Source organism: Kribbella orskensis (assembly GCF_004342085.1).
Taxonomy (GTDB): Bacteria; Actinomycetota; Actinomycetes; order Propionibacteriales; family Kribbellaceae; genus Kribbella; species Kribbella orskensis.
In genome coordinates this window covers 1004338-1030460 of sequence record NZ_SLWM01000001.1, presented here as the reverse complement: position 1 = coordinate 1030460, position 26123 = coordinate 1004338, and the positions used below count along the sequence as shown (strand labels likewise).

Below are 26123 nucleotides of genomic sequence, written 5' to 3'. Positions count from 1 at the left end.
TGGGGCCTCGTTCCCGAAACTCGGATGCTTTTGTCGGTGGTCGCCGTTACGGTCGATCGGGTGCTGACTCTCCTTCGGTACGCGTATCGTGCTTCACCTGCTGGCACCGTTCTGACGATGGGCCTCGCTGTGCTCGGCTCCGTGCTGGGGATGGCGGTCACGTTGCTCACCGGCCAGGTTGTCGGTGCTGTTCCAGGTGTGATCGACGATGCCCCCGGAGCTATGTCGCTCACCGAGTTCAGCTGGCTTCTCGGGGCCCTGCTGCTCGTGTTCGTCCTGGAGAGCCTCACGCCCGCGATCCACCAGGTGGCGTCGCTGATCATGGACGCGGCGCTCGTTCGGCAGATCGGTACCGGCATCACCGAGCCGTTGCTCCGGCCGCGCAGAGTCGCGCACCTCGAGGACACCGTGGTGCTGGACGTGCAGGAGCGGGCGAAGGGCAAGGGCGGATTCCATCTCGCGCAAGGCTTGGGGAATCTGCCCTGGCTGCTCGCCAGCCGGGTCACGCTGGTCGGCTCGGCGGCCATCGTCGGTGTGATGTTCTCCTGGCCGGTCGCCGCGATGCTGGTCGCGGTGACGTTGCTGCTGGAGTGGTACGGCGGCCGCCTGATCGAGCGCGAGATCGACGTCTGGTGGGGCAATACCGAGGAGCAGCGGCGGGCCGACTACCTGTTCGACCTCGGCATGCGCGACGCACCCAAGGAGCTCCGCGTCTTCGGACTGCACGACTGGCTGGTCCAGCGGTATGTCCGGGAGTGGACCACGGGCTTCCGCCCGGTCTGGAACCGGCGCCGCAAGAACGTGAAGTGGTCCATCCTCACCGGGGGCCTGCATCTGGCTGCGAACGGGCTCGCGATCCTGCTGGTCGGCCGGGCTGCGCTCGCCGGCGAACTGCCACTCACCGAGGTCGCGACCACCGTTCCCGCGATCCTGGCCATCGGAGTGTCGATGAACGGGTACGGCGTCGTCCAGGTGCGGCGCGGGTTGTCGGCGTACCGCGCGATGGAGAAGCTGCCCGGCACGATCGCCGAGCGCCACCCCGAGCCGGTCGCGACGAGCAGGCACCGGGTGGAGACCATGCCGGCGCGCGAGGTCCGGTTCGAGAACGTCAGCTTCCGGTACCCCGGCTCCGACGTCGACGTGCTCCGCGACCTCGACCTCACGATCCGCGCGCACGAAGCGCTCGCGCTCGTCGGCGTCAACGGCGCCGGCAAGTCCACGCTGGTGAAACTGCTCGCCGGCGCGTACCGGCCGACCGAGGGCCGGATCACCGTCGACGGCGTGGACCTCTCCGAGCTCGACCAGGCCGCCTGGCAACGGCGCATCGCCGCGATCGTGCAGGACTTCCTGCGCTTCCCCTTGTCGGTGACCGACAACGTCGTGTTCGGCGCGGTCGAACGCGCCGACGACCAGGTCGCGCTGGCCAAGGTCGCGCGGGAGTCCGGCATCGACCAGGTCGTGCGTCGCCTGCCGGCCGCGTGGGACACGGTGCTCGACAAGACCTTCGACGGCGGCGTCGACCTGTCCGGCGGTGAGTGGCAACGAGTCGCCCTGGCGCGAGCGCTGTTCGCCGTACATGCCGGGGCTGGTGTGCTCGTGCTGGACGAGCCGGCGGCGGCGCTGGACGTGCGCGCAGAGGCTGAGCTGGTCGGGCGGTACCTCGAGCTGACGTCGGGGGTGGCGTCCTTGATCATCTCTCACCGGTTCTCGGTGGTCCGCAACGCCGACCGCATCTGCGTGCTCGCCGACGGGCGGATCACGGAGGACGGCACGCACGAACAGCTGCTGGACAAGGGCGGAACGTACGCCACCATGTTCCACCTCCAGGCCGAGCGGTACGTGACGTCCGAAGCCTCGGACGGCCCGGGGAGCGAGGTCCTCGATGCGTAACCTCCGGATCTCCTGGTTGTGGCTGACCACGTCATTCCGTGCGGCCCCGTTGCTGATGACGATCTCGGCGGTGCTCGTCGCGGCGCGCGCGATCACGGCGCCGGCCCAGACCTACGGCCTCAGCCTGCTCATCGAAGGGCTCGCGAGCGACAAGTCGAGCACGATAGCGCTGGGCATCGGCATCATCGTCGGTGGTCTGGCGGTTGCGTTCGTCGCCGACGTCATCGGCTGGCCACTGCAGGACACCGCGCAGGAACGCATGGCCGGCCGCGTGCACGCCGATCTGCTGGACGTGACGACGGGCATTCCAGGGCTCACGCATCACGAGCGGCCCGACGTCGCCGACCGGCTGGAGCTGGTCCGCGAACGCGCTTGGCGGATGGGCGTCGGTGCCGAGGTACTGCTGTGGGCGTTCGCGACGGTGGCCAACACGGTCACGGTGCTCGGCTTGCTCGGGTCCGTGAATCCGCTGCTGCTGTTGCTGCCGTTGCTCGGTGCGACGCGGATCTGGTCGGCGTACGTGAGCAGCACGCGGCAGCACAAGGCCTGGGAGGACTCGATGCCGCAGGAGCGGCTGGTCGATCGGTTGATCGAGGTGGCGAAGGACGCGCGGACGGGGCTGGAGCTGCGGGTGTTCGGGCTCGGGCAGGTCCTGCTGGACAGGATTTTCTCGTTGCAGACGGACCGGTACCGGCGCCGGGTCGAGGCGGCCCGCTGGGGTGGCAAAGTCGACGGGTCGGTGCGACTGGCGTTCGGCCTCGCGTACGCCGGGGCCATCGTTTGGGTGATCGCGCGGGCTCGCAACGGGCAGCAGACGGCCGGCGACGTGGTACTCGTGTTGTTGCTGGCGCCGCAGGTGGATCAGATGACCGGTGGGATCGCCCGCAACGTCTACTGGATAGGCGAGGTGGTGCGGAGCTTCAGCCGCTACGACTGGTTACGGGAGTATGCGAAGGACAACGCGTGGCAGACGAGTGTCGAGCCGGCGCCGGCGCGGATCACGTCCGGCATCGAGCTGCGCAATGTCGGATTCTCCTACCCTGGCACGGATTCCGCCGTACTCAGCGATGTCAACCTCGTCCTGCCTGCGGGTTCGGCCGTCGCGTTGGTGGGCGAGAACGGCGCAGGCAAGACGACGTTGGTCAAGCTGCTCGCGCGGATGTACGACCCGACGACCGGACGCGTCCTCGTCGACGGCGTGGACCTCGCGACGATCTCACCGGACGCCTGGCGGTCACAGCTCTCGGCGGGGTTCCAGGACTTCGTCAAGTTCGAGTTGACGGCGCGCGAGGTCGTGGGGATCGGCGACGTCGAACGGGAGTCCGACGAGGCGGCGGTGCGCGCCGCGATCTCGCGGGGTGACGCGGCGTCTGTGGTCGCCGGACTGCCGCGCGGGCTGGACACGCAGCTGGGCAAGAAGTTCACGGACGGAGTCGAGCTGTCCGGCGGCCAGTGGCAGCGGCTCGCGTTGGCTCGGGCATTCATGCGCGAACGCCCACTGCTGTTGCTGCTCGACGAGCCGACCGCGGCGCTGGACCCGGAAGCCGAGCACCGGTTGTACGAGCAGTACGCCGCAGCCGCCAGGATCGCTGCCGCCGAGACAGGCGGCGTCACCGTCCTGGTGTCCCACCGCTTCTCGACCGTACGCATGGCCGACCTCATCGTGGTGATGCACAACGGCCGCGTGGAAGACGTAGGTACCCACGAAGACCTCCTCGCGGCACACGGCCGCTACGCAGAACTCTTCAACCTCCAGGCCCGCGCCTACCGCTGACGTCTCAGCCAGGCGCCGGCGCTGGCTCCAGGCGGACGCAGCAGGTGTCGGGCGTGGGCTTGAGGTGAGCCTGTAGATGGGTGGTGCCCAGGCCTGTCAGGAGGCCGTCGAGGAGGCAGAGGTTCATCTCGCAGACCAGGTCGGTGTGGTCCTGGGCCAGCGCGTGGAAGGGGCAGTTGCCGAGGACGATCGCGTTCTCGTCGGTGCGCGGCTCGAAGCCTTGTTCCTCGAGGACTCGCATCACGTCGGGGCCGTCTGCCTCGTCGCGGGCGGCAAGGGCGAGTTCGTTCCCGAGTTGGCGGGCGCGGCGGTCGAGAGCCGTTCGCGGGGATTCACCGGTGGCAACAGCGTCTTCGATGGCTGTCGCCAGCAGGCCTCCGGCCAGGTCGTAGCGGTTCTCCGGTAGCGACACGGCGACGTGCTGGGCGGCGCGGCGGTACAGCTTCGACGGCCGTCCCGCGCCGGGGCCGGATCGGCCGTTGCGGCGTTCGTAGACGACCTCGAGCAGGCCCTCGTCGGCCAGTTTGTCGAGATGGAACGCGGCGGTGGTGCGGGGCAGCCCCAAGGCGGTGGCGGCCTCGTCCCGGGTCACCGGACCTACCCGCCGTACGACGTGGTCGTACAGCCGGCGCCGCGTCGGCTCCTCCAACGCGGCGACGGCCAGGATCCGAGCTTCCCGGGAGTCGTCCACGAGCTCCATTCTAAAGCCAACTCCCATTGACGAAAAGCCCGGGGCGCTTCTAAAGTCAAAACACATCTACTTTAGAAGGAGAAGCTCATGACCACCCACCAGCCGACCACCCGGTTAGTCGACCGCGAAGCGCTGTCCGATCCTGGCTACCAGGCGTTCCTGTTGTTGCGCACCGTGTTCACCGTGGCGCCGGTCCTGTTCGGGCTGGACAAGTTCGCGAACCTGTTGACCGACTGGCCGCAGTACCTGGCGCCGTGGATCAACGACATCGTTCCGGGGTCCGGTCAGGACGCGATGTACATGATCGGCGTGATCGAGATCGTCGCCGGCGTGGCCGTCGCCCTGATCCCGCGGTACGGCGCGCTGATCGTCGCCGCCTGGCTCGCGGGCATCATCGTCAACCTCCTGACGATCCCGGACTTCTACGACGTCGCGCTGCGCGACTTCGGTCTCCTGGTCGGCGCCTTGGCGCTGGCCCGGCTCGCCGCCAAGTACGCACCGGCCCGGCACAGCTCCTGAGCAGCAGGCAAGGGCCCCTGAGATTTCCGTACGGGAAAGGTGATCATGAACAAGGAATCCACCTACGTCATCGTCGGCGCGAGTCTGGCGGGCGCGAAGGCGGCCCAGGCTTTGCGGGAGCAAGGCTTCGCGGGGCGGATCGTCCTGATCGGCGACGAGAGTGAGCGCCCGTACGAGCGCCCCGCGTTGTCCAAGGGCTACCTGCTGGGCAAGGACGGAAGAGCGAAGATCTACGTCCACGAAGAGTCCTGGTACGACGAACACGAGGTGGAACTGCTGCTCGGCAGGCGCGCGACGAGGCTGGACCGCGCCGCTCACGAGGTGGAACTCGACACCGGCGAACGCATCGGCTACGCGAAGCTGCTGCTGGCGACAGGGTCGTCACCGCGCCGGCTGCGGCTGCCGGGCGCGGAGCTCGACGGCATCCACTACCTGCGCCGGGTCGGGGACTCGGACCGGCTGCGCGAGGCGATTCGGGCCGGCGGCCGGATCGTCGTCGTGGGTGCCGGGTGGATCGGCCTGGAGACCGCTGCGGCGGCTCAGGAGTACGGCTGTGACGTGACCGTCCTCGATCCGCAGCCGGTACCTTTGCTCGCTGCGCTCGGCGCTGAGATGGGCGCGTTCTTCGCCGGGCTCCATCTGCGCAACGGTGTCGATCTGCGGCTGAGTCACAACGTGACGGCGTTCCAGGGGACCGAGCGTGTGACCGGTGTCCTGACCGAGGACGGCAGCGAGTTCGCGGCTGACGCGGTCATCGTGGGGATCGGCGCGAGCCCGAACATCGAGCTTGCCGAACAGGCCGGCCTGTCCTGTCACAACGGAATCGTCGTCAACGAGTTGCTGTGCACCGACGACCCCGACATCTACGCGGTCGGCGACGTGGCGAATTCGTACCATCCCTTCTACAGGGGCCAGCTGCGGACCGAACACTGGGACAACGCGCTGAACGGCGGACCCGTCGCCGCGAGGGCGATGCTCGGTCAGCAGGTCGCCTATGACCGGCTTCCCTACTTCTTCACCGACCAGTACGACGTCGGGATGGAGTTCTCCGGGTTGATCGGACCGGGCGGCTACGACCGGCTCGTCACCCGCGGCGACGTCGAGGGGCAGGCGTTCCACGCGTTCTGGCTGGCCGATGACCGGGTGGTGGCGGGGATGCAGGTCAATCTGTGGGACGACGGCATCGCGCCGGTCCAGGAGTTGATCCGCAGCAGGCAACCGGTCGACCCGGACCGGCTCGCGGACACGTCAGTGCCACTGACCGCCCACGTCCTGGTCTAGCGCCGGCGAGCCTCGAGGGTCGGCAAGGGTATGCGGTGGTAACCGGCGGTTGTCAGGGTGCGTAGGCGGTGCCTGGCGGAGCGCTCGACGAACAGCGGGACGAAGTCGCGGATCGGGTTGCCTTCGAACTCGGGGCGGCTCTCGGCCACGGCGCGTTCGATGGTTTCCGGTGAGAGACCGGGGAATGCTTTGATGAGTCGCTCGACGGCCTCAGCGATGGCACGGTCTTCCTCGGAGCGGTTCATGTTTCCTACCGTCACTCTGCTGGTGCGGTGGCGCAATACCGAGACCGAAGAGTTCACGCACCACGGCCGGTGTGGCGGCCTTATCGCTGCTCCCAGTGGTTGGTCGGTGGCGCGACGCGTTCGATTGCGCGGACTGCGGGGGCAAGGCGCGCGGGATGCCAGACGGCGCGATCGGCGAAGGACCACGCATAGGTGGGGCTGCCTTCGCGGATGCACTCGAGGAGAGCCGGCTCGGCGAGTTGCCGGGCGGACCATTCGTAGAGCTGCTGCAGCCGAGGTCTGACGAGACCGTAGTCCAGAATCTGGCCGATGTTGCGCTCCGCGGCGACGTACGCGGCGACCTCGTCGCCGAGCGGATAGCGGTCGGGAAGAACCCGCGACAGCGACACGAAGACTCCGGGGATCCAGAGTCGGGGATCGCCGAGAAGCGGTCCGAGGGACGCGAGTCGGCCGAGGGCGAGACGGGGCGCTTCGACCAAGGCATGCGCGTAGAGGACACGCAGCAGTACGACGTTCAGAAAGAACCGCTCGGGACGGCTTTCGGCGTCCGCCAGGTCACGATGGTGGAGGTAGGCGGAGATGATGCTCGCGTTGTGTGCCTGGTACCACGTGCGGGCGGTTGGGTCAGAGACGAACGCCATCCACTGCTCGACGGCGTGGGACGACGGAGTACCGCTCAATCCGCCGCTGCGGGCGACGGCCTCGCAGCCATCGCGCAGCAGTCGCTCGTTGACTGCACGCCACCATGGACTGCCAGGAGGGTCTGCGGTCAGTGGCGCGAGAACACCGCGATTGATCTGCCAGCGGATGAAACTCATCGCCGACCGGCGGAAGGGCAGGTGTCGAGGCGCCCGGCCGGTTGGTCCGCGGTACGTGCGAGCGATCAGTTCAAGACGAGCCGCCGGCTGATCACGCACGACCTCGACCTGACGGAGCGCCCACTCCGCTGCGGATTCTCCGGAGCTCACGACCCGATCATCGGGCAGAGCACGGCCGAGTGTCGACAGGCATAGGCCACGTCGAGCCGATCAACCCGGGCACCGGTACGGCGTACTGTGGCCGGCCCGCGCCGTACATCCTCGACATCGACATCTGCGCGGCCCACCAGGTCGCCAACTTCTGGGGTCTGGGTTAGCGAGCGCTCGCGGGCTAGTCTCCCGAACTGGAGTAGAGCCTGGGGATGGGAGCAGCCGTGGCTGTCGTGGAGTGGTTGCTGGATTCGGATCCGTCGATCCGCTGGCAGGTCATGCGTGACCTGGCCGATGCCGGGGACGAAGCGGTCGGGGCCGAGCGTTCCCGGGTTGCGGTGGAAGGCTGGGGCGCCCAACTGCTCGCGCGGCAGGAGCCGGACGGTCGGTGGGGCAGCGGGACGTACTTCCCCAGCTGGACCTCCACGGCGTGGACTCTGTCGCTCCTGCGCAACCTCGGCCTCGACCCACGGAGCGAACCAGCCCGGCGGGCGGTGGCTCCGGTGCGCGAGAACGCCAAGTGGGAGTACGACGACCTGCCGTTCTTCGATGGCGAGGTCGAGCCGTGCATCAACGGTCTGGCCGTGGCGCTCGGCTCGTACTACGGCCAGGCCGTGCAGGTGATCGTCGACCGGCTCCTGGGCGAGCAGATGAGCGACGGCGGGTGGAACTGCGAGCAGGAGAGGGGCTCGACCCGGGGGTCCTTCCACAGCACGATCTGCGTGCTCGAGGGTCTCCTCGAGCACGAGCGCGCGACGGGCACTACTCCGGAACTGACCGCCGCCCGCCTGAAAGGCCAGGAGTACCTCGTCGAGCGCCGCCTCCTCCACCGACTGTCCACCGGCGAGGTGATCGACCCGGAGTGGACGCGGTTCTCCTTCCCGACGTACTACTTCTACGACGTACTCCGCGCCCTCGACTACCTCCGCGACGCGGCCGCAGTACCGGACGAACGTCTGGAGGAGGCCGTCGCCCTGGTCGAGAAGAAACGCACCGACGACGGCCGCTGGCTCCTGGAGAACCCGCACCCAGGCGAAACCCACCTCGACCTCGACGAGTCCGAAGGCAACCCCAGCCGCTGGAACACCCTCCGAGCCCTCCGAGTACTGCGCTGGTACGACCAGCGCTGACGTCAGCCAGACAGGTGAAAGCTATGACCAGGTACGTGATCGGACCCGACGTGGCGCTTCGCTTGGCCGGCGACGAGGCCGTGATTGCCCCTGAGCACCAGCTTCTGGCGCCGACACTCCTGCGCTCACAGATGCTGTCTGCCCTCTACAAAGCAGTACGCGATGGTGAGCTGACCAAGAAGGAGGCAGATCGCCGGCTCACCTATGTGCGCGCGTTGCGGCTCCGGTTGCTCGGAGACCGCGTCCTCCAGAGTGTCGCGTTCAAGATCGCCGATCAGCTTGGGTGGGCTGACACGTACGACGCGGAGTACGTCGCACTGACGCAACTGCAGGCCGACGCGTTCATCACGCTCGACGCGGAGCTCAGCCGCGCAGTGAAGGGCGTCGTGCCCGTTGCCCCCATCGAGGTGCTGTTCTGACCGGCGTCCCTCAGGATTCGTGGGGGTCGTTGCCATAGGCGAGGTCGGCGTCGAGGTCGAAGCTTTCGCCGTCCGGCTGGACCAGCGGCTGGGCGACGTCGATCCCGAGGTCGAACCCGGCTTCCTCCTCGGCCTCGGCGAGAGCCGCTTCCCCCTCGGGTACGCCGAGCTCCGGGCTCGGCTCGACGGCGGGCAGGTACCCCCTCCCGACCTCGAGGTGCAGCGGACCCTGCTCGTGCACATCACCACTCATCGACTCGTTCTCCTCAGCACCAGACGGCCCAGTACTGCGAACCTAGAACCCCTTCCTGACCAACTGGTGAACAAACCCAGGCGCAGCCCAGGGGCGGCTGGGCAGCGGAGGCACTAGACGACTGGGATGACGCTGCGCCAGCCGTCGAAGACGAGGGTGGGGGTCATGCCGACCGACAGGTAGAGGCCGAGGGCCGGGGTGGGGTTGTTGGTGTCGACGTGCAGGATCGTGCCGGCCCGCCCATCGGCTGCATCGCGGGCGAAAGCGTCGCGCAGCAGGAACTTCGCCAGACCACGCCCACGGAACTCCTCGAGGACGACGAGTGTGCCGATGTAGCCGGAGTTCTCTGGCTCGATCAACCCGTCGTTGCAGATGCGGACGGCGACTGCCCGCCCGTCGACCTCGAGCAGGGTGAACTGGGACCAGTCGAAGGTAGAGCTGGCTTCGAAGTACTCGATCCACTCGTCGTGCGGGCGAGGAGTGAAGTTGTACTGGCCGCTGAAGCACTCGATGACGATCTCGTGAGCCGTCAAGCGGGTGGCGTCGTCGTACGCACCGCGGCGTACGGTGACGCCCGCGGGTGTCTCCGGGGTGGCAACGGGGCCGGTGTGGTCGATCCGCATCTGGTGGTACGTCGTGCCGGTGGTGAAGTCGTGGTCCGCCAGCAGGGTGCGCAGTGATTCGTCGGCGCGGAAGACGCAGCTGTCGACGGTGATCTCGGCATGGCCGCTGTCGCGGCCCATCTCCTGGGCGCGCCGCATGGTGTGGTCGAAAAGCCAGGCCGCGATCGTCGGCTCCTGCGACGCCACCTCGATCTCGATGGCCTGCCGGTCACCCTTGGCGAAGGCGGTCCCGTAACCGACCGGCAGGCCGTCTGCGGCTAGCACAAGGAAGCCGTCGGTCCTGCGGTCGAAGCCGGGCTCGACGAGGTGGTCGGCGACGCTGTTCAGAGTGCAGTCGGCGGCTCCGGCGACTGCTGTGTTGTAGGCCGAGATGAGATCGAAGATCCCCTCGGCATCGGCCGGCTCAGGAGCCCGGACGGTGTACCCGTCCGGTAGTACCTCGGTGGCCTGCAGCAGAGTCACTGGCGGGCCAGCACTCTCGCAGTTGGTCTCTCGATCGATCCTTTTGGTCTCATACCTTGATCGATGCGGCCTACCACCCAAAGGTTGCGGTCCGGCAGCCGCGTCAGTCCGACGGGTGCTCGGCTGTTTGGGGTGTTCTGGCGGGCTTTGGGCGGTGGGCGAGATGGTGGGTGAGGTAGCGGGCGTCTCTGGGGGTGCCGCCGATCAGGGGTGAGGCGGCTGTGGAGAGGAAGAAGAGACCGGTGAAGTAGAGGCCGGGGTGGGAGAGGACTACGCCGCGGGTGTGCTTCGGCTTGCCGTCCTGGTCGAGGACGGGCAGGTCTATCCAGTGGAAGTCGGGGACGAAGCCGGTGCACCAGATCACGTTGGCGACGTGGTGGACTCTGCCGTCGGCGGTTAGCGGCAGGCCGTCGAGTACTGCGGTGACGCGGGGCAGGCGCTCGATGCCCGCTCGGGTCAGATCCCGGCGCCTGACTCGTGCGAGCGGGAGTCCTCGGTTGGAGAGTTGGTCTCGGGCCTTTCGGCCTATCGGGGTGCGCACGGTGAGCACGTGCGAGAGCAGGAACCAGAACGGCGGCGTGAGGAATCTGTCCAGGAGGCCCCCGGCGCGGAGCGGCTCCTGACCGGTGTCCCGTCCGGACAACCAGGTCTGGTGATCCGCTGAAGCTTCGAGGGCGAGCTCGGCACCCGAGTTGCCGGCGCCGACCACCAGAACACCGCCCTGCCGGAGCTGTGTGGGGTTTCGGTACTGGCTCGAATGGAGCTGCAGGATCTCCCGATCGAGCTCAGCGGCGAAGGCGGGGATCCGCGGCGTCTGGTAGCCGCCCGTTGCCACGACCACGTTGTCTGCGTAGTACCGGCTCAGCCCGGAGGTGACGACGTACCGGTCGTTCTCGCGCCAGAGCCCGTCCACGCGAGTCCCGCTGCGAACCGGAAGCCGGAAGCGGGTCGCGTAGGACTCGAGGTAGTCGGCCACCTCGTCCTTGGTGGGGTACGACCAGCCGGGCGCGGGGACGGACCAACCGGGCAGCCCGTCATAGCGAGCGGGTGTGAAAACCCGCAGCGAGTCCCATCGCTTGCGCCAGGGGTCGCCGAGTCGCTCGCCGGCGTCCAGGATCACAAAGGGCTGCTCTTGCTTCGCCAGGTAGTACCCGACGGCCAGGCCGGCCTGACCGCCGCCGATGACCACGGTCTCGAAGCGTTCGGAGCTGGTAGCCGCCATGGACAACCCCCTCACCCGGGCCGGTCGTTGCTCGATGGATCTGACGGCTTCAACCTAGGAAGTACTGCGGCGGCCTCGCATCGGCAGAACCATCCACCGCAACCCGGCGGCATGGTTAGTTCTACCCAACGCGTCACCCAGTCGGGGTGAGGCGGGCGCGTTGGCGTGGCAGGAGCCTGGGACTGGTCACATGCGACGGGAGTTGGGCGATGGCGACACTGACGGTCTGGAAGTTCGCGAGCTGGGACGGGGCCAATCAGGCGATCGCCACCTTGGAGGCGTTGGCGAAGCAGGAGCTGATCAAGGTGCATGATGCCGCGTCGGTGTCGTGGCAGCCGGAGGCCCGGAGGCCCAGGACCCGGCAGTTGCGCAGTCTGACCGGAGCCGGTGCGATCGGTGGGATGTTCTGGGGAATGCTCTTCGGGATGATCTTCCTGATGCCGCTCGCGGGTGCTGCCATCGGAGCTGCTTCGGGTGCGCTGGCGGGGTCGCTGGCCGATGTGGGGATCGACGACGAGTTCATCAAGGCTGCGCGCGATCAGATCACCCCCGGGACGTCGGCGCTCTTCCTGATGTCGAGCGACGTGGTTCAGGACAAGGTCAGGGACACGTTCCAGGCGACCGGGCTCCAGAAGCCGCAACTCATCCAGTCCAACCTGTCGGACGAGCAGGAAGCCGCCCTCCGCGACATGTTCGCCAGCTGATACGACTGCTCAATTGTCCGTCTGAGTGCCGGTTCGTTCACTCCCGGTGCCGGTGTAGTGCGTGGACGGCGCGGCGGGGAATCTCAGTACTCGGGACCGATGGCTGACCCCTTCCGGGGTGGGCCGGGTGAGTGCCAGTATGCGGAGGACGGTTGCTAGAGGAAGCGTGCGTCGATCGATGAGCCTGGCGAGTTATACGACGTTGTCGATCACGGCGATCGGCATGGCCGAAGGCTGGGACGGCCTGCGCGGGATCGCGACCGTTCGCTGGGAGTGCCCGTCCGGTGACTCCGAGGAGAGCTCGGCCGACGACCTCATCCGCTGGCTGAGCACCGGCGGCGGCCGCGCCTATGTCCAAGCGCCGGACGGAACCCGCGGGCCGAAGGTCTTCGTCGCCGGCGTCGATTCCCACCGCTACCTGTGCAGCAACCCTGACGACGAATCCGCCGACGCGTTGCTGGACCTGCCGCGGTTCTGGCAGGTCGTACACAGTCATCGAGGCCCCAACCACCGTCGCCGAGGGCTGTTCCGCTCGCGCTGAAGGGGCCGTCAGCAACAATCCGGAGACTGGCCTGACCAGCCTGGGCGGGGTCAGTGCGTCAGCTGAGAGGTCTCCTGGGCGCGAGGGGTCTGCACGGGAGTGCCCGACTCGGACCGCCGACGGGAAGTCAGAACAACCACGACGAGGCCGCACAGGACGAGGAAAAGGATCAGCAGCGCCCACGGGGTGGGCCAGGAGTGGGCAGCTGTGTCGACGGCCGTGAGCGGGGCGGTCGAGCCGGCCGCGTCGGCGAGCAGCGGGACCAGCGTGACGGTGCCGGTCAGGGGCACCGAGGAAGCCACTCCGTGCACAGGGACGGAAACCTTCCAGCTCTCGCCAGGGAGCAGCGGCGGCGAGTCAGCCACCTGACCCGAATTGGCACGCAGCCGCCCGAACGGGCCGGAGACGGAGGCCGACTGCCGAGCCGCGAGAACCGCGTTGCCCGTGTTGTGGATCGTGTACGACAGCGTGGCATCGCTTTTCCCGAACGGATTGAGTGTGCCTGGGGAGTCCAGGTGCAGCTTCTCGACCGACAGGGCCGGCTTGAGTTCTCCGCCGACGCGCAGCCGGATCCGCAGGGCGACACGTCGCTCCACACCCGCCTGCGTCAGCGAGGTGACGATGCCGCCGACGCGGTCCCCTGGGCCGGCGTCGGCCGGAAGCGTGAGCGTGAACGGCACCTCGACGGACTTGCCCGGCTGGATCGTCGCGCGGTCCCGGCCTGCGTGGACCCACGCGCCCACGCCGGTCGACGTCGTGCCCTTGGTCACCAGGTCGAGCTGCCCGGCATCGGTGGTGAACCCGTCCGCGGCGTACAGGGCGAGGTCCAGCGGAGTCGTGCCCTGGTTGGCGATCACCAAGCCGTCCGCGAGTTGGCCGCCGGGATTCAGGGTGTAGCTGTAGTTCGGTCGCTCCGACCCGAACTCGTTCGAGGACGTCTGCACGGTCCACGGCGCGTCATCGGCCGCGGCAGCGGGTTCAGTGCCGAGTACGACGAGGCCGGCGAGCAGCGTGATGGCAGCGGCGAGCGCTCCGACTGCTGTGGTCAGCGGTCTGGACGAGTGCATCTGGGGATCCTCGGGGAGTCAGAACGGATGAAAGGCAGGCGGTGGGGCAGGCACCCGAAGGCGCCCACCCCACCTGATGGAGCGAGAAGGCTCAGCTCAGCGAGGTGAGGGTGAGCCCGGTCTTGCCGTCCTGCCGGAGCCAGTCGTGCCCCTGCGGCGAGTCAGCGTGACCGTTGTCGCGGTACGGGTGGATGACGACCTTGTCGACGATGGAGCCGACCGGCCGCGCCGGGCCGGCACCGTTGTCCGGACCGCACCACGAGACGTTGCCGAGCTCGACGGCGGCGTTCGGTCCGGCGCAGGTGCTGCTGCGGACGTTCTGGACGACCAGCTTGTCCTTCTCCACCTCGACCTTGACGTAGGTGCGGACGTGCTCCTGGTTCTCCACCGAGTTGGCCCAGTGGCTCTTGGGGTTCAGCGGGTCCGGACCGTAGTTCGGGTCCTCGGTCGTGTCCGGCGCGGTGAGGTCGTAGTACTTCGAACCGGACGCGGAGTTGGCGGTCACATAGATGACCCCACCCGGACCCGTGGCCACCTCGGTGGCAGCCGGCTTCTCGTCGGCGTTCGCCTTCTTGCCGTTCTTGATCGCGTAGCTGCGCGAGTAGCTGTGGTCGTGACCCTGCAGGACCAGGTCGACGCCGAGGTTCGAGAACGCGGTCGGGAAGTCCTGGCGGCGCAGCTGGTTGTCGCCGTCGTTCGCGTGCGCGGCGGGCGAGTAGATCGAGTGGTGGTACACGAGGACCGTGTACTTCGCCTTGCTGCCCTGCGCCTTGACGACCTTGCTGACGTAGTCGACGTGCGCGGCGTCGGAGCCGGCGGCGTACGCGTTGCTGTTCAGGTCGATGAACAGCACGTCCTTGTAGAGGTACCAGTAGTCGCCGCCGGACCGGGTCGCCGGGGTGCCGTTGTAGAACGGCGCCGACCGGTCGGTGTTCGGGGTCCAGAAGTGCTGCTCGTACGCCTTGCCGCCGACGTCGTGGTTGCCGATGGTGGCGGCCCACGGGTACTGGCGCAGCTTGTCGGGGGCGAGGAACGCGTCCCACTGCGTCTCGGTGTTGGCGGTCTCGACCTGGTCACCGCCCGAGACGAGCAGCTCGGCGTTCGGGTTCGCCTTGAGGGCGACGTTCAGGGTGTCCGCCCAGCCGGCGCCGTCCTTCGCGACGTCGCCGGACGAGCCGATCTGCGGGTCGCCGAAGAACAGGAAGTCGAAGTCGCCGTTGAAGTCGCGCGTCTTGAACGAGTAGGTCGGGGACCAGCCGGTCGGGGTGCCGACCCGGTACGAGTACGAGGTCTTCTGCTTCAGGCCGTCGATCGTCGCGTGGCCGTTGAAGCCGCCGTTGACGGTGTTCGCGGTGACGGTCGCCGGGAACGTGGTCGTGTGCTTGGGAAAGCGGCCGTGCTCGAGCTTCGAGGTCGGCACGAGCTGTACGACCTGCGGGGTGCCGGCCGCGGAGTACCAGCTGATGACGCGCTGGGACTCGGAGGCGCCGACGCCGAGCACGATGCCGGTGGGTGCCGGCGAGGTGGCGGCCTGGGCCGTGGTCGCCAGGGCGCCACCGAAGGTCAGGGACACCGCCATGACCGCCGTGGTCGCGCCGACCGCCAGCCGGCGGGTCACCGGCCTGGCGGCCTGTGACCGGGTGATGAGCTTCATCAGGTTCCGTCCGTTTCAGGTACGAGGGGTGCGGAATGCTTGCCCACGTTCGTCCTGGCCAGTGGAATTCGGGTGAACGGCGATCGGCGGGCAGGGTGCACGGGCTGGAACTGTTGAGCTGTCAGATTCCGAGCACGCGCTGCACGAACCACACCAGCCCAATCACCGCGACACCCGCTGCGATCACCCCGGTCGTCCACCGTCCCGCGCGGGGCGCCCGGTGGCGCAGTACGGCGAGCAGCGGGAAGACCGCCACGATGATCGTCAGCTGCACGACCTCGATGCCGACGTTGAAGACGAGCAGGGACCACAGCAACCTCCACGACCAGGCCTGGTCGATCCCCAGCGCGCTGGCGAAACCCAGTCCGTGCACAAGGCCGAAGCAGAAGACCACGGCGAGCCGGACCCGGCCCGCGCGGTCCAGGCTGAGGTGACCGCCGCGAGGGGTGTGGAGGTCGGCGGCGAGCGGCCCCTGTCGCCACAGCCGCCACAGGTGCCAGCCCGCGACGACCGCGATCGAGAGGGCGATGACAGGCTCGATGAAGGCAGCGGGCGCCCGCACGAGGCCGAGGGCGGCGAAGATGAAAGTCACCGAGTGGGCGAGCGTGAAGGTCGTTGCCGCCAGCACGATCTCGCGCAGCCGGCGTGATCCGGCGATGAGGGCCAGCAGGAACAGGATGTGGTCGAGCCCGGTGAGCAGGTGCTCCGCGCCCAGCCGGAAGAACTCCCAGAACCGCTGGCTCCAGGACTGCTGGGTGGAGAACGACGGATGCTGATCGTCCAGCGCCGAGCTGCCGGACCTCAGGTCGAGGCCATAGGTGACGATCGTCTTGGTGCCGCGCACATAACCCTCGGAGTCCGGGAACAGCCCGGTGCGTACCTCGTGCGCCTCCGTGGGCTCCGGGCAGCGATAGTCGAGGGTCAGCACCGTGTACGGGACGCCTTCGCGTTCCTCGATTCGGAAACCGCCCTGCTGGACCGGAGTACATGCCCCGCTCGAGGTCGTGACGCCGAAGCGGTCGCCCACGTACTTGACGACAGAGGCCGCGTGGTCGTCGAGCGCGGCAGCCTGCATCGCCGAGTCCCCGTCCTCGAACGCCGCGCTGCCCTCCTTGAAGAGCGGGTCATCCTTCTCGGCGTCGGCGGCGGAGACGACGAGCAGGTCGTACTCCAATCCGAACTCGGCCCGAACGTGCCCCTTCTCCGGCGAGCTGATGTCTACATAAGCGGTCGAGCTGAACCCATGTGCCGCCGCTGGCGCCGCGCCCAGTACTGCGGCCGCAGCCGCACCCAGTACTACGGCCGCAGCGGCGACACTGGACGCGCGGTGTCGAGCGAGGGACGGCATGGACCTCTCGTTTCTGTCGGCCGAGCGCACGCTGCCCCTGGTCGGTGAACGAACAGCAGATCGCGAAAGAACAGACGACGAAGGGACTCCGACGGAGCCGGGCTTTGTGCCAGCGGAACCGCATCCATGAGGTAGGAAGAAGCCGACCTTCTCCCGCCACTCCTTCGGAGGACGATCTTCTTGCGCGCGCGACTTCGGCTCGCCGGCACGCTGGCCGCGGCAGCCGCGACCGCAGTACTGGTCACTGGATGCAGTTCCGCCGACGACTGGTCCCGGCCGCACGCCCAGCCCACCTCCGTCGGCGATCTCGGCGCCGGATTCGTCGATCCCGGTCGCCCGCCCGCCCCGGAGGCGACGATCAGTCCGAGCGCGGGCTCGTGGGACGCGGTCCACCCGTCGAAGGGGTACCGCGTGGTGCTGCTCACCGCGGGGAGCGATCCCCAGACCAAGGTTCTGGTGACCGCCGTGACGGAGTGGGCCGACGAGGAGCACGTCAGCCTCAAGACGATCGCGGCCAGTGAGCACAGCCAGTTCATCCCGCGCATCACCGAGGCCCTGGACCTGAAACCGGATCTCGTCATCAGCGCCGGCAACGACCTCATCGATCCGCTGGCCATGGTCACTCCCAACCACCTCGACCAGCAGTTCCTGGTCGTCGGCGCCGAGCTGGCCGAGCCCACCGCGAACGTCACCGCCGCCGACTGGACCGGCGCCTCGTTCCGCGGCGAGGGGCTCGGCATGTCCTCGACGTACGACCCGGCCTCCTTCACCCTCGCCCGCGCCGCGGCCGCCGTCCGGGCCGGCGTCGCCAGCGTCCTGAACGGCCTGACCGGAATCGTCATCTGGCTGTCCTAGTGCAGGGCACCAGCCCTGAGTCACCCGGGACGGGTGGTGAGGCTGGTTCCTGGCGACGGCGTCGCCCGCGGGGGGTGATGCGGTGGGGGCCGGAGCGGCCGTACGGTCCACCTCAGCCCGCGTCGAGCCGGGTCCGACGGACAGGAGGGAGCACTGATGAGCGCTCCGGCCGAATCGTCGGGTGGTCCTGGCCAGCTACTCGGCCGGCTCGCGGGCAAGGTCACGGGCCGGGTCGTCGAAACGGTGCAGCCGGACATCATCCTCCAGCACGTCGATGTCGACGCGCTCGTCGACCGGATCGACATCAACCGGCTGCTGGCGAAGGTGGACGCGAACCACCTGCTGGATCGGATCGAGGTCGACCGGCTGATCGACCGGATCGACCTCGAACACCTGATCGACCGGATCGACATGGACCGGCTGATCGACCAGATCGACATGGACCGGCTGATCGACCGGATCGATATGGAGCGGCTGATCGACCGGATCGACCTCAACCGCATCCTCACGACCGTGGACCTCGACACGCTGCTGCGGGACGTGGATCTCGAAGGGCTGGTGCAGCGATCCGGAGTACCCGACATCGTTGCCCAGAGCACCAGCCGGGTGGCCGGCTCGGCGCTCGACCTGGCCCGCAGGCAACTCGCCGGGCTGGACGCGGTACTCGCCAGGGTGGTCGACCACCTGCTGCGCAGGGACACGCCGTCGCAGCCGTCGGCACCGCCGCTGCTCCTGGAGGAGGCATGAGCGGACGCCTCACCATCACCGGTCACTACGCAGGCGCTGTGAGCAGGGCCGTGGCCGCGGTGCTCGACGTACTGATCGTGTTCGCGTCCTTCACACTTGGGCTGGCGGGGCTCGATCTGCTCACCACGGCCTTCCTGAACAGGTCGATCAGGGAGGACTCGTCGGCACCGGCGGCCACCGTGGCCCTGCTGGTCTGGGCCTTCTGTTACGCGTTCGGCTGTCTCGCGATCACCGCGCGAACACCGGGCAAAGCGATCGTCGGGCTCAGGGTCGTGCGGGCCGACGGCGGAACGGTTCGGCCCCGCCGGGCCTTCCTGCGCGTCTGTGTCTTCCCGCTGAGCGTGCTGCTGCTCGGACTCGGGTTCGTCCTGATCGTGTTCCACCGTGCGCATCGCGCGCTGCACGACCTGATCGCCGGGACCGCGGTGGTCTACGACTGGGGTGAACGGCCCGCCGAGCTCCCCGGCCCGTTGTCCGACTTCCTGATCCGAGCCAACGCCACGAGCGACTCGGCCGAACTCCCGCGCACGACGCGCGGCGAGCTGTTCAACTCGTCGCCGACCGCTACTGATCGGCGCGACAGCGAAGGGATGCAGTCATGAGTTTCTGGGACATCATCTGGTTCATCATCGTCAGCTTCGCGTTCATCGCGTACCTGATGGTGCTGTTCAACATCCTCACCGACCTGTTCCGCGACAAGGACGTCTCGGGGTGGGTCAAGGCCATCTGGGTGATCTGCCTGATCATCTTCCCGTTCCTGACCGCCCTGGTGTACCTGATCGCGCGCGGGCGGGGCATGGCCGAGCGTCAGTCGGCGGCATGGGGAAGTGCGAGGGCCGCGCAGGACGAGTACATCAAGTCGGTCGCCGGCAGTTCGGCGTCGCCCACGGAGCAGATCGCGAAGGCGCAGGAGTTGCTCACCGCGGGCGCGATCACGCAGGCCGAGTTCGACACCTTGAAGGCGAAGGCCCTCGCCTAGCGCCAGGGAGAGCCGTACTCATCCCTGCAGGGGGAGGGATGAGTACGGCCGCCGAGCGAACGTGGACTCGAGTCGGCCAGATCGGAGGGAAGCATGGGCGAGGCGATCGGGCAGGCGCTGCCGCTGGCGATCGGGGTGGCACTCAGCCCCGTGCCGATCATCGCGGTCGTCCTGATGCTGACCACACCACGGGCGAGGTCCAACGGGATCGCGTTCGTGGTCGGCTGGCTGCTCGGCCTCGGCGTGGTCGGCGCGATCGTCCTGGCCGTCGCGAGCCCGGCCGACGCGAGTGAGAACGGCGAGCCGGCGACCTGGGCCAGCTGGCTGAAGCTCGTGCTCGGGCTGCTGCTGCTGCTCGTCGCGGTGCGGCAGTTCCGGGGCCGCCCGCACGAGGGTGACGAGGCGCCCCTGCCGAAGTGGATGGGCGCGATCGACAAGTTCGGTCCCGGTCAGGCGCTGGGCGCCGGTGCCGTGCTGGCCGGCCTCAACCCCAAGAATCTGCTCCTGGCCGTCGCCGCCGCGGTGGCGATCGCTCAGACCGGGATCAGTGGCGGGCAGCAGGCCGTCGCCTACGCGGTGTTCGCGGTCATCGGCACCCTCGGCGTCGGGGCGCCGGTGGTCCTGTACCTCGCGATGGGCGAGCGGTCGGCCGATCTGCTGGGCCGGCTCAAGGCATGGATGAGCCACAACAACGCCGTCATCATGTCCGTGCTCTGCCTGGTGATCGGGATGAAGCTCGTCGGCGACGCGATCACCGGCCTGACCTGAGCGGGCCTCCCCCGGAGCGGGTGAGCAGAGCCGGTCCGGTCGTGCCTGTCGTTGGTCCCCCGAGACGGATGATGCTTGCCGGCCTCAGTCGGATCAGAGTCGGTAGTAACGGGGCTTCTGGAAGGGGGCATCGGATGGGCCACTACGTGATCCGTGTCAAGGGCCGGCTGTCCCGTGAGCTGACCGACGCGTTCCCCACCCTGACGGCCGACTCCGAGCCGGCCCAGACCGTCCTGCATGGCGACCTGATCGACCAGGCGGCCCTCGCCGGCCTCCTCAACCACCTCGACATGCTCGGCATCAACATTCTGGAGGTGACCCAGGTCCCCTCACCCCAACCCGAACCTCCGGAAGACTGACCTGCGCGCCGGTCGTGCGATCGTGGGTCGATGAGCGCTGTGATTCGCACTGCGACGCCCAGCGACCTCCCCGCTCTCACAGCCCTGCGGTGGAGGTGGGCGCGATCGGAGAGAGTTGCCCGGCCCGACGAACTGCGGGAGTTCGGGTCCGCCCTCGGACAGTGGATGGCGGAGCGGGGAGACGCGTCCGTCTGCAAGCTCGCCGTCCTGGAGGGCGAACTGGTCGGCATGGCCTGGCTCGCGGTGTTCGACCGCGTCCCCAACCCAGGTGCCCTGCACCGGCTGTCCGGCGACGTGCAGAGCGTCTTCGTCGTGCCCGAGCATCGCGGCCGCGGTCTCGGCCGGCGTCTCATGGAGGCGATCTGCGATACCGCCGACGACCTCGGCATCCGGAAGCTCACGGTGGACGCGAACGATGCCGCCCTTCCGTTCTACCACCGCCTCGGCTTCACCCACTCCCACGTCCTCCTCCAACGCGAGCGCCCCTGACCGGGGGGGGGTAAATCGGTGGCGACCGTTCCGCGGCCCGGCGCAGGATGGGTGGATGCTTGGTGCCGAGCAACTCGACGAGTTCGAGCGGGACGGGATCGTCAAGGTTCCCGGGGCGTTCGGGGCCGATGACGCTGCGCGGATGCGGGAAGTGTTGTGGGGCGAGTTGGCGCAGCGGCACGGGATGGACCGGGAGGATCGGTCGACCTGGACGACGCCGCGGCCGACCAGCTTGAAGAACACCAAGCGGCACACGGCGTACGACGCGATCCTGGGACCGCCGCTTCGTTCCGCCATGGACGATCTGCTCGGCGCGGACGGCTGGACCGAGCCATCTCACCAGGGCCAGGTGCTGGTCACCCTGCCCACGGGCGAGGACTGGTCGGTCCCGCATCGCCAGTGGCACACCGATGTGGGCTTCGACCTACCGGCCGGCGAACTCGTCGCGGTCAAGATCTGGGCGATCATCAGCGACCTCGAGCCCGGAGGTGGTGGTACGCCGCAGGTGGCCGGTTCGCACCGGGTCATCGCCCGCCACCTGCAGCAGACCGCCGAGCGCGACTTCACCACGATCCGCGACCAGGTGCTGCGCTCCGACCAGTGGTTCCGCACCCTCACCGACTCGAACGACAACGCCGACCGTACGACGCGCCTCATGGCCGAGGCCGACCTCGACGGTCTTCCGGTCCGGGTCGTCGAACTCACCGGCCGGGCCGGGGACGTCTACCTCACCCACCCATGGATCCTGCACTCGATCGCCCCCAACGCGACCGAGGTTCCCCGCATCATGCGCAGCCGCTTCATCTGGAAGACAGGCTGGCCGCCCGCCTGATGCCGTACTGGATGGAGTTCAGTCCTCGGAGGGGAGGAAATCCCTGCCTGCCCGAGCGAGACACTCAACTCGCTCGCGACCGCCGGCAGGAACCCGACCGGTACGAACTCACTGGTGACGATGACGGCCGCGCCGAGCGAGAGGGACAAGACCCCAGCCAGGTTCGGAACGTCGGCTGCCGGCCGACTGAGCCGCTCGAAACCGTTGCCGTGGTGGTCACGTGAGCCATCCCTCTCGTCCTGTTGCCCGACGACCGCGGCGTCAACGCGATCCGTCAGTCAGGGCAACAGGCCCCCACACCACGAAAATCCCCGATCCGATTCCGCACTTTTAAGTGCGTCGCGCACCGCGGAGTAACAGACGGCTGATCGCTACTTGGCCGGCGGGGGCAGTGAGCGGCTGCTGATCAGTTGGTCGGCGATGCTGCGGAGCTTGACGTTGTAGTCCTGGGAGTAGCGCGGAGCACGTTGAAGGCGCTGCGTTCGGTGAGGTTGTGGCGCTCCATCAGGATGCCGATCGCCTGGCCGACGACTGCTCGGGCTTCCAGTGCCTCGGTCAGTGTCTCCTCGTTGCGGGCGTAGGCCACTGCCACCGTCGCGTGCTGGCAGAGGATCTGCGCCAGCGCCTCGTCGTACGCGGTGAAGGCGCCGGGATCGGCGCTGTAGAAGCTCAGTACTCCAATGGTGCGGGACTTCGTCAGCATCGGGTGGTGCAGCACCGTACCGATGCCCCGGCCGGCGGCGCGCTCTGCCCAGCCCGGCCAGCGCGACTCCGCGCGGGTGTCGTCGACCAGGACCGGCGCCGAACCCTCGGCGGCCTCGATCAGCGGACCGCTCCCGGCGTCGATCTGCAACCGGTAGAGCTCGGCGACCACGGGATTCGTGACCTCGGCGACGCGCAGGTTCTTCCGGCCGCCGGGGCCGACCAGCACGATGCCGGCGTCGGTGCACCTGAAGGCGGCGACGGCGAACTCGAGCACGGTCCCGACGGTCGGCTCGACCCCGGCGGCGTCCTCCAGGTCGATAGCGAGCTCGCCGAACACCTCGGCCAGGTCGACCGCCGTCGCGTCGCTGGTATCGGTCACGAAACACCTCCGAGCAACACTCGTCCACACCCCGGACCCCGTCGGTCCGACCTGGTTCAGGTTTGACGATATCCGCTGGACCGTCCGGGTCGAAGACCCCTGAACTTGTGCAGCGAGCCTGCACCAGCACCTCGCCGTACGGCGGTCCGGGGTCGGGTGGATGGTAATCGGTTTGACCGGGCCGAACGGGCGCGGCGAGGATCGCGAGCATGCCGGAGAATGTGACGCCTGTCGAGGCCCTGCTGCTGATCGATCTCCAGGTGGGAAGCCTCGCCGCGGTGCCGGACGCGGAGCGCCTGGTCGACCGTACTGCGGTCCTGCTGGCGGCGGCTCGCGCAAGCGGCGCGGTGGTCGTGCATGTCCAGAACGACGGAGCGACCGGGATGGCCGACCAGCCCGGGACCCCGGGCTGGGAGCTGCACCTGCCGGTCGACACCGGCGAGAGCGTGATCCGGAAGCCGCGCGACAACGCCTTCGACAGCACCGATCTGGCCGACCTGCTCACGGCGCGAGGGGTCGGCTCGGTGGCGGTCTGTGGATTGATGTCCGAGATGTGCGTGAGCGCGACCGCCCGGGCTGCGTCGTCTCTCGGCTACCGGGTGGTGCTTCCGCACGATGCCCACGCCACCACGAACATCCCGGCAACACCGGGACTCAGCGACCTGATCCCGGCCGCCACCGTCTCCCGCGTGGCCGAATGGGCCCTGTCGGACCAGATCGAACTGGTCCACGACTCCAGATCCGTCCCGTTCACCAGCCCACCCCGCTGAGCCGGCCCTTGGCGTGGGTCAGAGCTCGACCTCTTCGTTCGTGCCGAGTCAGAGGCGGGAGAGGAGGTGGACGGCATCGTCCAGGTGGGTCAGGGGGTCGACCTTGGGGGACCAGCCCAGGCCGGCGGCGACAGTTTGCTCGCCACGGGCGATGAGGCGACGGCGCAGGATCGCCTGGGCCGGGCGCGGGGTGAGCGACCAGAGCACGATCGCACGGGGTGAGGCGCGGCGGGCGGCCCGGAGTACGGCGTCGGGCGGCAGGTCGGGGGCCAGCAGCACAGCGGGGGTACCTCGTTCGAGGAGGACGCCCTGCAGGACTTTGAGCGGCAGCCAGTGCCGTTCGCCGGGGCAGCAGGCGAGCAACACCGGGCTGTCGGCGGCCTCACCGAGCCGGCGGCCGCCCGCGTAGCGATCGACCGCGCGGGCAGCTTCGTCGGCGAGCAGAGTCTCGAGATCGATGCAGTCGGCAGTGTCCTGGAAACGGTCCTGCAGCCGCCGCAACGCCGGCGCGACCACGTCCTCCCAGGCGGGCTGAAGGCCGCGCTGCCGGAGGCAACCGTCCAGTTTCGCCCCGGCCTCGTCGATCCGGAAGGACTCCAGATCGGCGAGCAGCGCGGCGACCTGTTCTGCTGCTGGTAGCTCGGGTTGAGCATCGGATTGGTCCGGCTCAATCGCGCTGAGGCGCGCGGCGTCGGCGGCCGGAGTACCGGCGGCTATCAGACGTTGCATGCGGCGCAGGCGGGCGATGTCCTCGCTGCTGTAGCGCCGGTGGCGGCCAGGGGAGCGGGTCGGGGGCGCGATGTCGTAGCGGGCTTCCCAGCTCCGGATCGTCACCGCGGGCACGCCGAGCATGGCCGCGACCCGCCCGACCGGCCAAACCGCGGGAGGTGTTTCACCTCGAGACGCCGCTGCCATGATCAACCTACGATGACACGGCTTCCGGCCTCCTGCGGCCTTTGACGGAGCGCCTGGACCAAGGTCGCCTCTGTCCGACCGGTCCCTGCCCCCGGGGTCAACCGGCCGCTGTCCGCGCCTCCCGAGCGATGGGCGCTGATCCGATCGTGACGGCGACCAGCAGGGCGCAGACGGCGGCGGTCGCGGCGGTGGTGCCGGGGACGCCGAACCACGGTGTCGCCAGCGGGAGCAGGAGGATGATGAAGACGCCGGCGAAGGACGCGGCCGCCGGGATCGTGGGGGTCTCGACGAGGGGTGCGTGGACTGCCCACACGAGCATCAGGAACACGCCGGTCGGTATCGCGATGGCGTAGCTGACGGCTGTGGGGGAGGCCTCGAGGTGATGGCCGGTCTGCTCGACCGCAACCTCCAGGCCGGCGCCAAGAGCGGCCAGAGACGCGAAGATGCCGTAGTGCCCGTAGCCCCACAGGTACGAGCGATCGCGGCGCTCCGCGAGACCGGCGCCGGCCGGTTGCAGGAAGTAGAGCCACCAGAGGGCGAACAGCAGGACGAGTCCGCCGGCCGAGATGACGATGAGAGACCAGGTGACCTCACTGTCCTCCAGCGCGCGTTGAGCTCCGGCAGTCGCCGCGAGCACGCTCTCGCCGAGCAGGATGATGGTGAACAACCCGTACCGTTCGGCGATGTGGTGCGGGTGCCAGTTGGTGGATCGGGTCCGCTCCGCCCACCACGGCACGACGAGCTCCAGGATCGCCAGGGCGACGAAGAAGAGCAGCTGGGCGGACGACGACAGAACGCCTTGATCCACCAGGAAAAGGAGCAGGAACCAGCCCACCTGGAGGGCGCTGATCCCGCCCGCATAACGCAGCGCGGTACGGCGGTCCGGCGGCTCCTCGGCGGCGACCCTCAACCATTGGGCGACGAGGCCGATCCGCATGATCAGATAGCCGGACGTGACACCGATGTAGTCGCCGTGGTCGGCCGCGGCCGGGACACCCGCGGCGAGCACCAGAACGCCGGCCATCTGCACCATCGTCAGGAGCCGATAGGGGACGTCGTCGGTGTCGTAGGACGAGGCGAACCAGGTGAAGTTCATCCACGCCCACCAGATCGCGAAGAAGACCTGGAGGAACGGCGTCAGGCCGTCCAGGGCGTGACCGTCCGCGATGCTGTGCGCGAACTGCGCGGTGACGGCCGCGATCGCGACCACGAAGGTCAGGTCGAACAGCAGTTCGAGCTGGCTGGAGGCCCGGTGCGGTTCGTCGATCGCCCGGGCCCGCATGCGCACGCGGATCCTGCTGGCCGCCAAGGTCCTGCTCCTGTCTGTCTGACAATCCTTGTCAGGAAAGACAGGAAGCGACCCCCGGTTGTGACAGCCGGGGGTCGCACGTGGAGTTCAGGCGGCCTGGGTCAGCCCTGGCGGGCCTGCAGGCGGGGGTTCTTGCGGTTGAGGACGTAGACCCTCTTGCCCCGCTTCACCACCTGGGCGCCGTCCTTGGCCTTCAACGCACGCAGTGAACGTCGAACCTTCATC

General features: G+C 68.5%; 31 protein-coding genes. 18 read left to right on the top strand and 13 right to left on the bottom strand.

Annotated elements, in window-relative coordinates; genetic code table 11:
- Window positions 1-117: 117 nt before the first annotated feature.
- Window positions 118-1890, top strand: a complete 1773-nt coding sequence (locus tag EV644_RS05025) for an ABC transporter ATP-binding protein (RefSeq protein WP_241997725.1) — start codon at window positions 118-120, stop codon at window positions 1888-1890.
- On the top strand, window positions 1883-3664 hold the full coding sequence (locus EV644_RS05020) for an ABC transporter ATP-binding protein (protein WP_132186772.1): 1782 nt from the start codon (window positions 1883-1885) through the stop codon (window positions 3662-3664). Before EV644_RS05025 ends, EV644_RS05020 begins: the two co-directional genes overlap by 8 nt.
- A 4-nt stretch (window positions 3665-3668) precedes the next feature.
- Here EV644_RS05020 and EV644_RS05015 read toward each other — a convergent pair whose 3' ends face one another.
- Window positions 3669-4355 (bottom strand): helix-turn-helix transcriptional regulator, encoded by a 687-nt coding sequence (locus tag EV644_RS05015; protein ID WP_199239632.1) that lies wholly within the window; start codon window positions 4353-4355, stop codon window positions 3669-3671.
- An 87-nt stretch (window positions 4356-4442) separates the two neighbouring features.
- On the opposite strand from EV644_RS05015, the gene EV644_RS05010 reads away from it, so the two are divergent.
- Window positions 4443-4874, top strand: a complete 432-nt coding sequence (locus EV644_RS05010; protein WP_132186774.1) for a DoxX family membrane protein — start codon at window positions 4443-4445, stop codon at window positions 4872-4874.
- 45 nt (window positions 4875-4919) lie between these two features.
- The gene (locus tag EV644_RS05005) at window positions 4920-6155 is read left to right on the top strand and encodes an NAD(P)/FAD-dependent oxidoreductase (protein ID WP_132186775.1); all 1236 of its coding nucleotides are present in this window, start codon (window positions 4920-4922) and stop codon (window positions 6153-6155) included.
- Here EV644_RS05005 and EV644_RS05000 read toward each other — a convergent pair.
- Complete coding sequence (locus tag EV644_RS05000) at window positions 6152-6400, bottom strand: three-helix bundle dimerization domain-containing protein (protein ID WP_199239631.1); 249 nt, start codon at window positions 6398-6400, stop codon at window positions 6152-6154. The two genes, EV644_RS05005 and EV644_RS05000, sit on opposite strands and share 4 nt — an antisense overlap.
- Before the next feature lie 80 nt (window positions 6401-6480).
- Complete coding sequence (locus EV644_RS04995; RefSeq protein WP_132186776.1) at window positions 6481-7368, bottom strand: hypothetical protein; 888 nt, start codon at window positions 7366-7368, stop codon at window positions 6481-6483.
- A 29-nt stretch (window positions 7369-7397) separates the two neighbouring features.
- On the opposite strand from EV644_RS04995, the gene EV644_RS44385 reads away from it, so the two are divergent.
- The 3 genes from EV644_RS44385 to EV644_RS04985 are packed head-to-tail and all read left to right on the top strand — an operon-like array spanning window position 7398 to window position 8917.
- Window positions 7398-7535, top strand: coding sequence for a hypothetical protein (locus EV644_RS44385; RefSeq protein ID WP_158292741.1), 138 nt, complete (start codon window positions 7398-7400; stop codon window positions 7533-7535).
- 57 nt (window positions 7536-7592) lie between these two features.
- Window positions 7593-8498: a prenyltransferase/squalene oxidase repeat-containing protein gene (locus EV644_RS04990; protein ID WP_241997727.1), complete on the top strand. Its 906-nt coding sequence runs from the start codon at window positions 7593-7595 to the stop codon at window positions 8496-8498.
- Between the two features lie 23 nt (window positions 8499-8521).
- Window positions 8522-8917 (top strand): type II toxin-antitoxin system VapC family toxin, encoded by a 396-nt coding sequence (locus EV644_RS04985; RefSeq protein ID WP_132186778.1) that lies wholly within the window; start codon window positions 8522-8524, stop codon window positions 8915-8917.
- Window positions 8918-8927: 10 nt separating this feature from the next.
- On the opposite strand, the gene EV644_RS04980 is transcribed toward EV644_RS04985, so the two are convergent.
- The 3 genes from EV644_RS04980 to EV644_RS04970 all read right to left on the bottom strand — a co-directional run bounded on the left by EV644_RS04980 (window position 8928) and on the right by EV644_RS04970 (window position 11477).
- On the bottom strand, window positions 8928-9170 hold the full coding sequence (locus EV644_RS04980; protein ID WP_132186779.1) for a hypothetical protein: 243 nt from the start codon (window positions 9168-9170) through the stop codon (window positions 8928-8930).
- Window positions 9171-9283: 113 nt separating this feature from the next.
- Window positions 9284-10255, bottom strand: coding sequence for a GNAT family N-acetyltransferase (locus tag EV644_RS04975; RefSeq protein WP_132186780.1), 972 nt, complete (start codon window positions 10253-10255; stop codon window positions 9284-9286).
- Between the two features lie 103 nt (window positions 10256-10358).
- Window positions 10359-11477 (bottom strand): flavin-containing monooxygenase, encoded by a 1119-nt coding sequence (locus EV644_RS04970; protein WP_132186781.1) that lies wholly within the window; start codon window positions 11475-11477, stop codon window positions 10359-10361.
- 209 nt (window positions 11478-11686) lie between these two features.
- Between EV644_RS04970 and EV644_RS04965 the strand changes: the two genes are divergently transcribed.
- On the top strand, window positions 11687-12181 hold the full coding sequence (locus EV644_RS04965) for a DUF1269 domain-containing protein (RefSeq protein ID WP_132186782.1): 495 nt from the start codon (window positions 11687-11689) through the stop codon (window positions 12179-12181).
- A 178-nt stretch (window positions 12182-12359) separates the two neighbouring features.
- Window positions 12360-12722, top strand: a complete 363-nt coding sequence (locus EV644_RS04960; protein ID WP_132186783.1) for a hypothetical protein — start codon at window positions 12360-12362, stop codon at window positions 12720-12722.
- 50 nt (window positions 12723-12772) lie between these two features.
- On the opposite strand, the gene EV644_RS04955 is transcribed toward EV644_RS04960, so the two are convergent.
- The 3 genes from EV644_RS04955 to EV644_RS04945 all read right to left on the bottom strand — a co-directional run bounded on the left by EV644_RS04955 (window position 12773) and on the right by EV644_RS04945 (window position 16791).
- Window positions 12773-13789, bottom strand: coding sequence for a COG1361 family protein (locus tag EV644_RS04955; protein ID WP_132186784.1), 1017 nt, complete (start codon window positions 13787-13789; stop codon window positions 12773-12775).
- 91 nt (window positions 13790-13880) lie between these two features.
- A complete protein-coding gene (locus tag EV644_RS04950) occupies window positions 13881-15443 on the bottom strand; it encodes a purple acid phosphatase family protein (RefSeq protein ID WP_132186785.1) in 1563 nt (520 codons plus the stop codon).
- A 121-nt stretch (window positions 15444-15564) separates the two neighbouring features.
- Entirely contained in the window at window positions 15565-16791 is a 1227-nt protein-coding gene (locus EV644_RS04945; protein WP_132186786.1) for a HupE/UreJ family protein, read from the bottom strand.
- 180 nt (window positions 16792-16971) lie between these two features.
- Between EV644_RS04945 and EV644_RS04940 the strand changes: the two genes are divergently transcribed.
- The 8 genes from EV644_RS04940 to EV644_RS04905 all read left to right on the top strand — a co-directional run bounded on the left by EV644_RS04940 (window position 16972) and on the right by EV644_RS04905 (window position 21820).
- Window positions 16972-17646, top strand: a complete 675-nt coding sequence (locus EV644_RS04940; RefSeq protein ID WP_132186787.1) for a type 1 periplasmic-binding domain-containing protein — start codon at window positions 16972-16974, stop codon at window positions 17644-17646.
- Between the two features lie 156 nt (window positions 17647-17802).
- On the top strand, window positions 17803-18393 hold the full coding sequence (locus EV644_RS04935) for a hypothetical protein (RefSeq protein ID WP_132186788.1): 591 nt from the start codon (window positions 17803-17805) through the stop codon (window positions 18391-18393).
- Window positions 18390-18995 (top strand): RDD family protein, encoded by a 606-nt coding sequence (locus EV644_RS04930; RefSeq protein WP_132186789.1) that lies wholly within the window; start codon window positions 18390-18392, stop codon window positions 18993-18995. Before EV644_RS04935 ends, EV644_RS04930 begins: the two co-directional genes overlap by 4 nt.
- Window positions 18992-19372, top strand: a complete 381-nt coding sequence (locus tag EV644_RS04925; protein WP_132186790.1) for an SHOCT domain-containing protein — start codon at window positions 18992-18994, stop codon at window positions 19370-19372. The genes EV644_RS04930 and EV644_RS04925 overlap by 4 nt, the downstream gene beginning before the upstream one ends.
- Before the next feature lie 93 nt (window positions 19373-19465).
- A complete protein-coding gene (locus EV644_RS04920; RefSeq protein WP_132186791.1) occupies window positions 19466-20140 on the top strand; it encodes a GAP family protein in 675 nt (224 codons plus the stop codon).
- Window positions 20141-20274: 134 nt separating this feature from the next.
- Window positions 20275-20499 (top strand): DUF8691 family protein, encoded by a 225-nt coding sequence (locus EV644_RS04915; RefSeq protein ID WP_132186792.1) that lies wholly within the window; start codon window positions 20275-20277, stop codon window positions 20497-20499.
- A 30-nt stretch (window positions 20500-20529) separates the two neighbouring features.
- On the top strand, window positions 20530-20988 hold the full coding sequence (locus EV644_RS04910; RefSeq protein ID WP_132186793.1) for a GNAT family N-acetyltransferase: 459 nt from the start codon (window positions 20530-20532) through the stop codon (window positions 20986-20988).
- A 55-nt stretch (window positions 20989-21043) separates the two neighbouring features.
- Window positions 21044-21820 (top strand): phytanoyl-CoA dioxygenase family protein, encoded by a 777-nt coding sequence (locus EV644_RS04905; RefSeq protein WP_132186794.1) that lies wholly within the window; start codon window positions 21044-21046, stop codon window positions 21818-21820.
- A 406-nt stretch (window positions 21821-22226) separates the two neighbouring features.
- Here EV644_RS04905 and EV644_RS04900 read toward each other — a convergent pair whose 3' ends face one another.
- Entirely contained in the window at window positions 22227-22904 is a 678-nt protein-coding gene (locus EV644_RS04900; RefSeq protein WP_158292740.1) for a GAF and ANTAR domain-containing protein, read from the bottom strand.
- Window positions 22905-23113: 209 nt separating this feature from the next.
- On the opposite strand from EV644_RS04900, the gene EV644_RS04895 reads away from it, so the two are divergent.
- Entirely contained in the window at window positions 23114-23674 is a 561-nt protein-coding gene (locus EV644_RS04895; RefSeq protein ID WP_132186796.1) for a cysteine hydrolase family protein, read from the top strand.
- A 48-nt stretch (window positions 23675-23722) separates the two neighbouring features.
- Here the strand turns inward: EV644_RS04895 and EV644_RS04890 are convergent, their stop codons facing one another.
- The 3 genes from EV644_RS04890 to EV644_RS04880 form a co-directional block, all read right to left on the bottom strand.
- Window positions 23723-24589 carry a MerR family transcriptional regulator gene (locus EV644_RS04890; RefSeq protein ID WP_132186797.1) on the bottom strand — a complete coding sequence of 289 codons (867 nt, stop codon included), beginning with the start codon at window positions 24587-24589 and terminating at the stop codon, window positions 23723-23725.
- 97 nt (window positions 24590-24686) lie between these two features.
- Window positions 24687-25898, bottom strand: a complete 1212-nt coding sequence (locus tag EV644_RS04885; RefSeq protein ID WP_199239630.1) for a low temperature requirement protein A — start codon at window positions 25896-25898, stop codon at window positions 24687-24689.
- Between the two features lie 101 nt (window positions 25899-25999).
- On the bottom strand, window positions 26000-26122 hold the full coding sequence (locus EV644_RS04880) for a ribosomal protein bL36 (RefSeq protein WP_132291383.1): 123 nt from the start codon (window positions 26120-26122) through the stop codon (window positions 26000-26002).
- Between the last annotated feature and the right edge of the window lies 1 nt (window position 26123).

Bases quoted from the DNA above. Each gene is read 5' to 3' on its own strand.
- EV644_RS05025 (WP_241997725.1), top strand. From the start codon at position 118: ATGGGCCTCGCTGTGCTCGGCTCCGTGCTGGGGATGGCGGTCACGTTG.
- EV644_RS05020 (WP_132186772.1), top strand. From the start codon at position 1,883: ATGCGTAACCTCCGGATCTCCTGGTTGTGGCTGACCACGTCATTCCGT.
- EV644_RS05010 (WP_132186774.1), top strand. From the start codon at position 4,443: ATGACCACCCACCAGCCGACCACCCGGTTAGTCGACCGCGAAGCGCTG.
- EV644_RS05005 (WP_132186775.1), top strand. From the start codon at position 4,920: ATGAACAAGGAATCCACCTACGTCATCGTCGGCGCGAGTCTGGCGGGC.
- EV644_RS05000 (WP_199239631.1), bottom strand. From the start codon at position 6,400: ATGAACCGCTCCGAGGAAGACCGTGCCATCGCTGAGGCCGTCGAGCGA.
- EV644_RS04985 (WP_132186778.1), top strand. From the start codon at position 8,522: ATGACCAGGTACGTGATCGGACCCGACGTGGCGCTTCGCTTGGCCGGC.
- EV644_RS04980 (WP_132186779.1), bottom strand. From the start codon at position 9,170: ATGAGTGGTGATGTGCACGAGCAGGGTCCGCTGCACCTCGAGGTCGGG.
- EV644_RS04970 (WP_132186781.1), bottom strand. From the start codon at position 11,477: ATGGCGGCTACCAGCTCCGAACGCTTCGAGACCGTGGTCATCGGCGGC.
- EV644_RS04965 (WP_132186782.1), top strand. From the start codon at position 11,687: ATGGCGACACTGACGGTCTGGAAGTTCGCGAGCTGGGACGGGGCCAAT.
- EV644_RS04960 (WP_132186783.1), top strand. From the start codon at position 12,360: ATGAGCCTGGCGAGTTATACGACGTTGTCGATCACGGCGATCGGCATG.
- EV644_RS04955 (WP_132186784.1), bottom strand. From the start codon at position 13,789: ATGCACTCGTCCAGACCGCTGACCACAGCAGTCGGAGCGCTCGCCGCT.
- EV644_RS04950 (WP_132186785.1), bottom strand. From the start codon at position 15,443: ATGAAGCTCATCACCCGGTCACAGGCCGCCAGGCCGGTGACCCGCCGG.
- EV644_RS04945 (WP_132186786.1), bottom strand. From the start codon at position 16,791: ATGCCGTCCCTCGCTCGACACCGCGCGTCCAGTGTCGCCGCTGCGGCC.
- EV644_RS04935 (WP_132186788.1), top strand. From the start codon at position 17,803: ATGAGCGCTCCGGCCGAATCGTCGGGTGGTCCTGGCCAGCTACTCGGC.
- EV644_RS04930 (WP_132186789.1), top strand. From the start codon at position 18,390: ATGAGCGGACGCCTCACCATCACCGGTCACTACGCAGGCGCTGTGAGC.
- EV644_RS04925 (WP_132186790.1), top strand. From the start codon at position 18,992: ATGAGTTTCTGGGACATCATCTGGTTCATCATCGTCAGCTTCGCGTTC.
- EV644_RS04920 (WP_132186791.1), top strand. From the start codon at position 19,466: ATGGGCGAGGCGATCGGGCAGGCGCTGCCGCTGGCGATCGGGGTGGCA.
- EV644_RS04915 (WP_132186792.1), top strand. From the start codon at position 20,275: ATGGGCCACTACGTGATCCGTGTCAAGGGCCGGCTGTCCCGTGAGCTG.
- EV644_RS04910 (WP_132186793.1), top strand. From the start codon at position 20,530: ATGAGCGCTGTGATTCGCACTGCGACGCCCAGCGACCTCCCCGCTCTC.
- EV644_RS04905 (WP_132186794.1), top strand. From the start codon at position 21,044: ATGCTTGGTGCCGAGCAACTCGACGAGTTCGAGCGGGACGGGATCGTC.
- EV644_RS04895 (WP_132186796.1), top strand. From the start codon at position 23,114: ATGCCGGAGAATGTGACGCCTGTCGAGGCCCTGCTGCTGATCGATCTC.
- EV644_RS04890 (WP_132186797.1), bottom strand. From the start codon at position 24,589: ATGGCAGCGGCGTCTCGAGGTGAAACACCTCCCGCGGTTTGGCCGGTC.
- EV644_RS04880 (WP_132291383.1), bottom strand. From the start codon at position 26,122: ATGAAGGTTCGACGTTCACTGCGTGCGTTGAAGGCCAAGGACGGCGCC.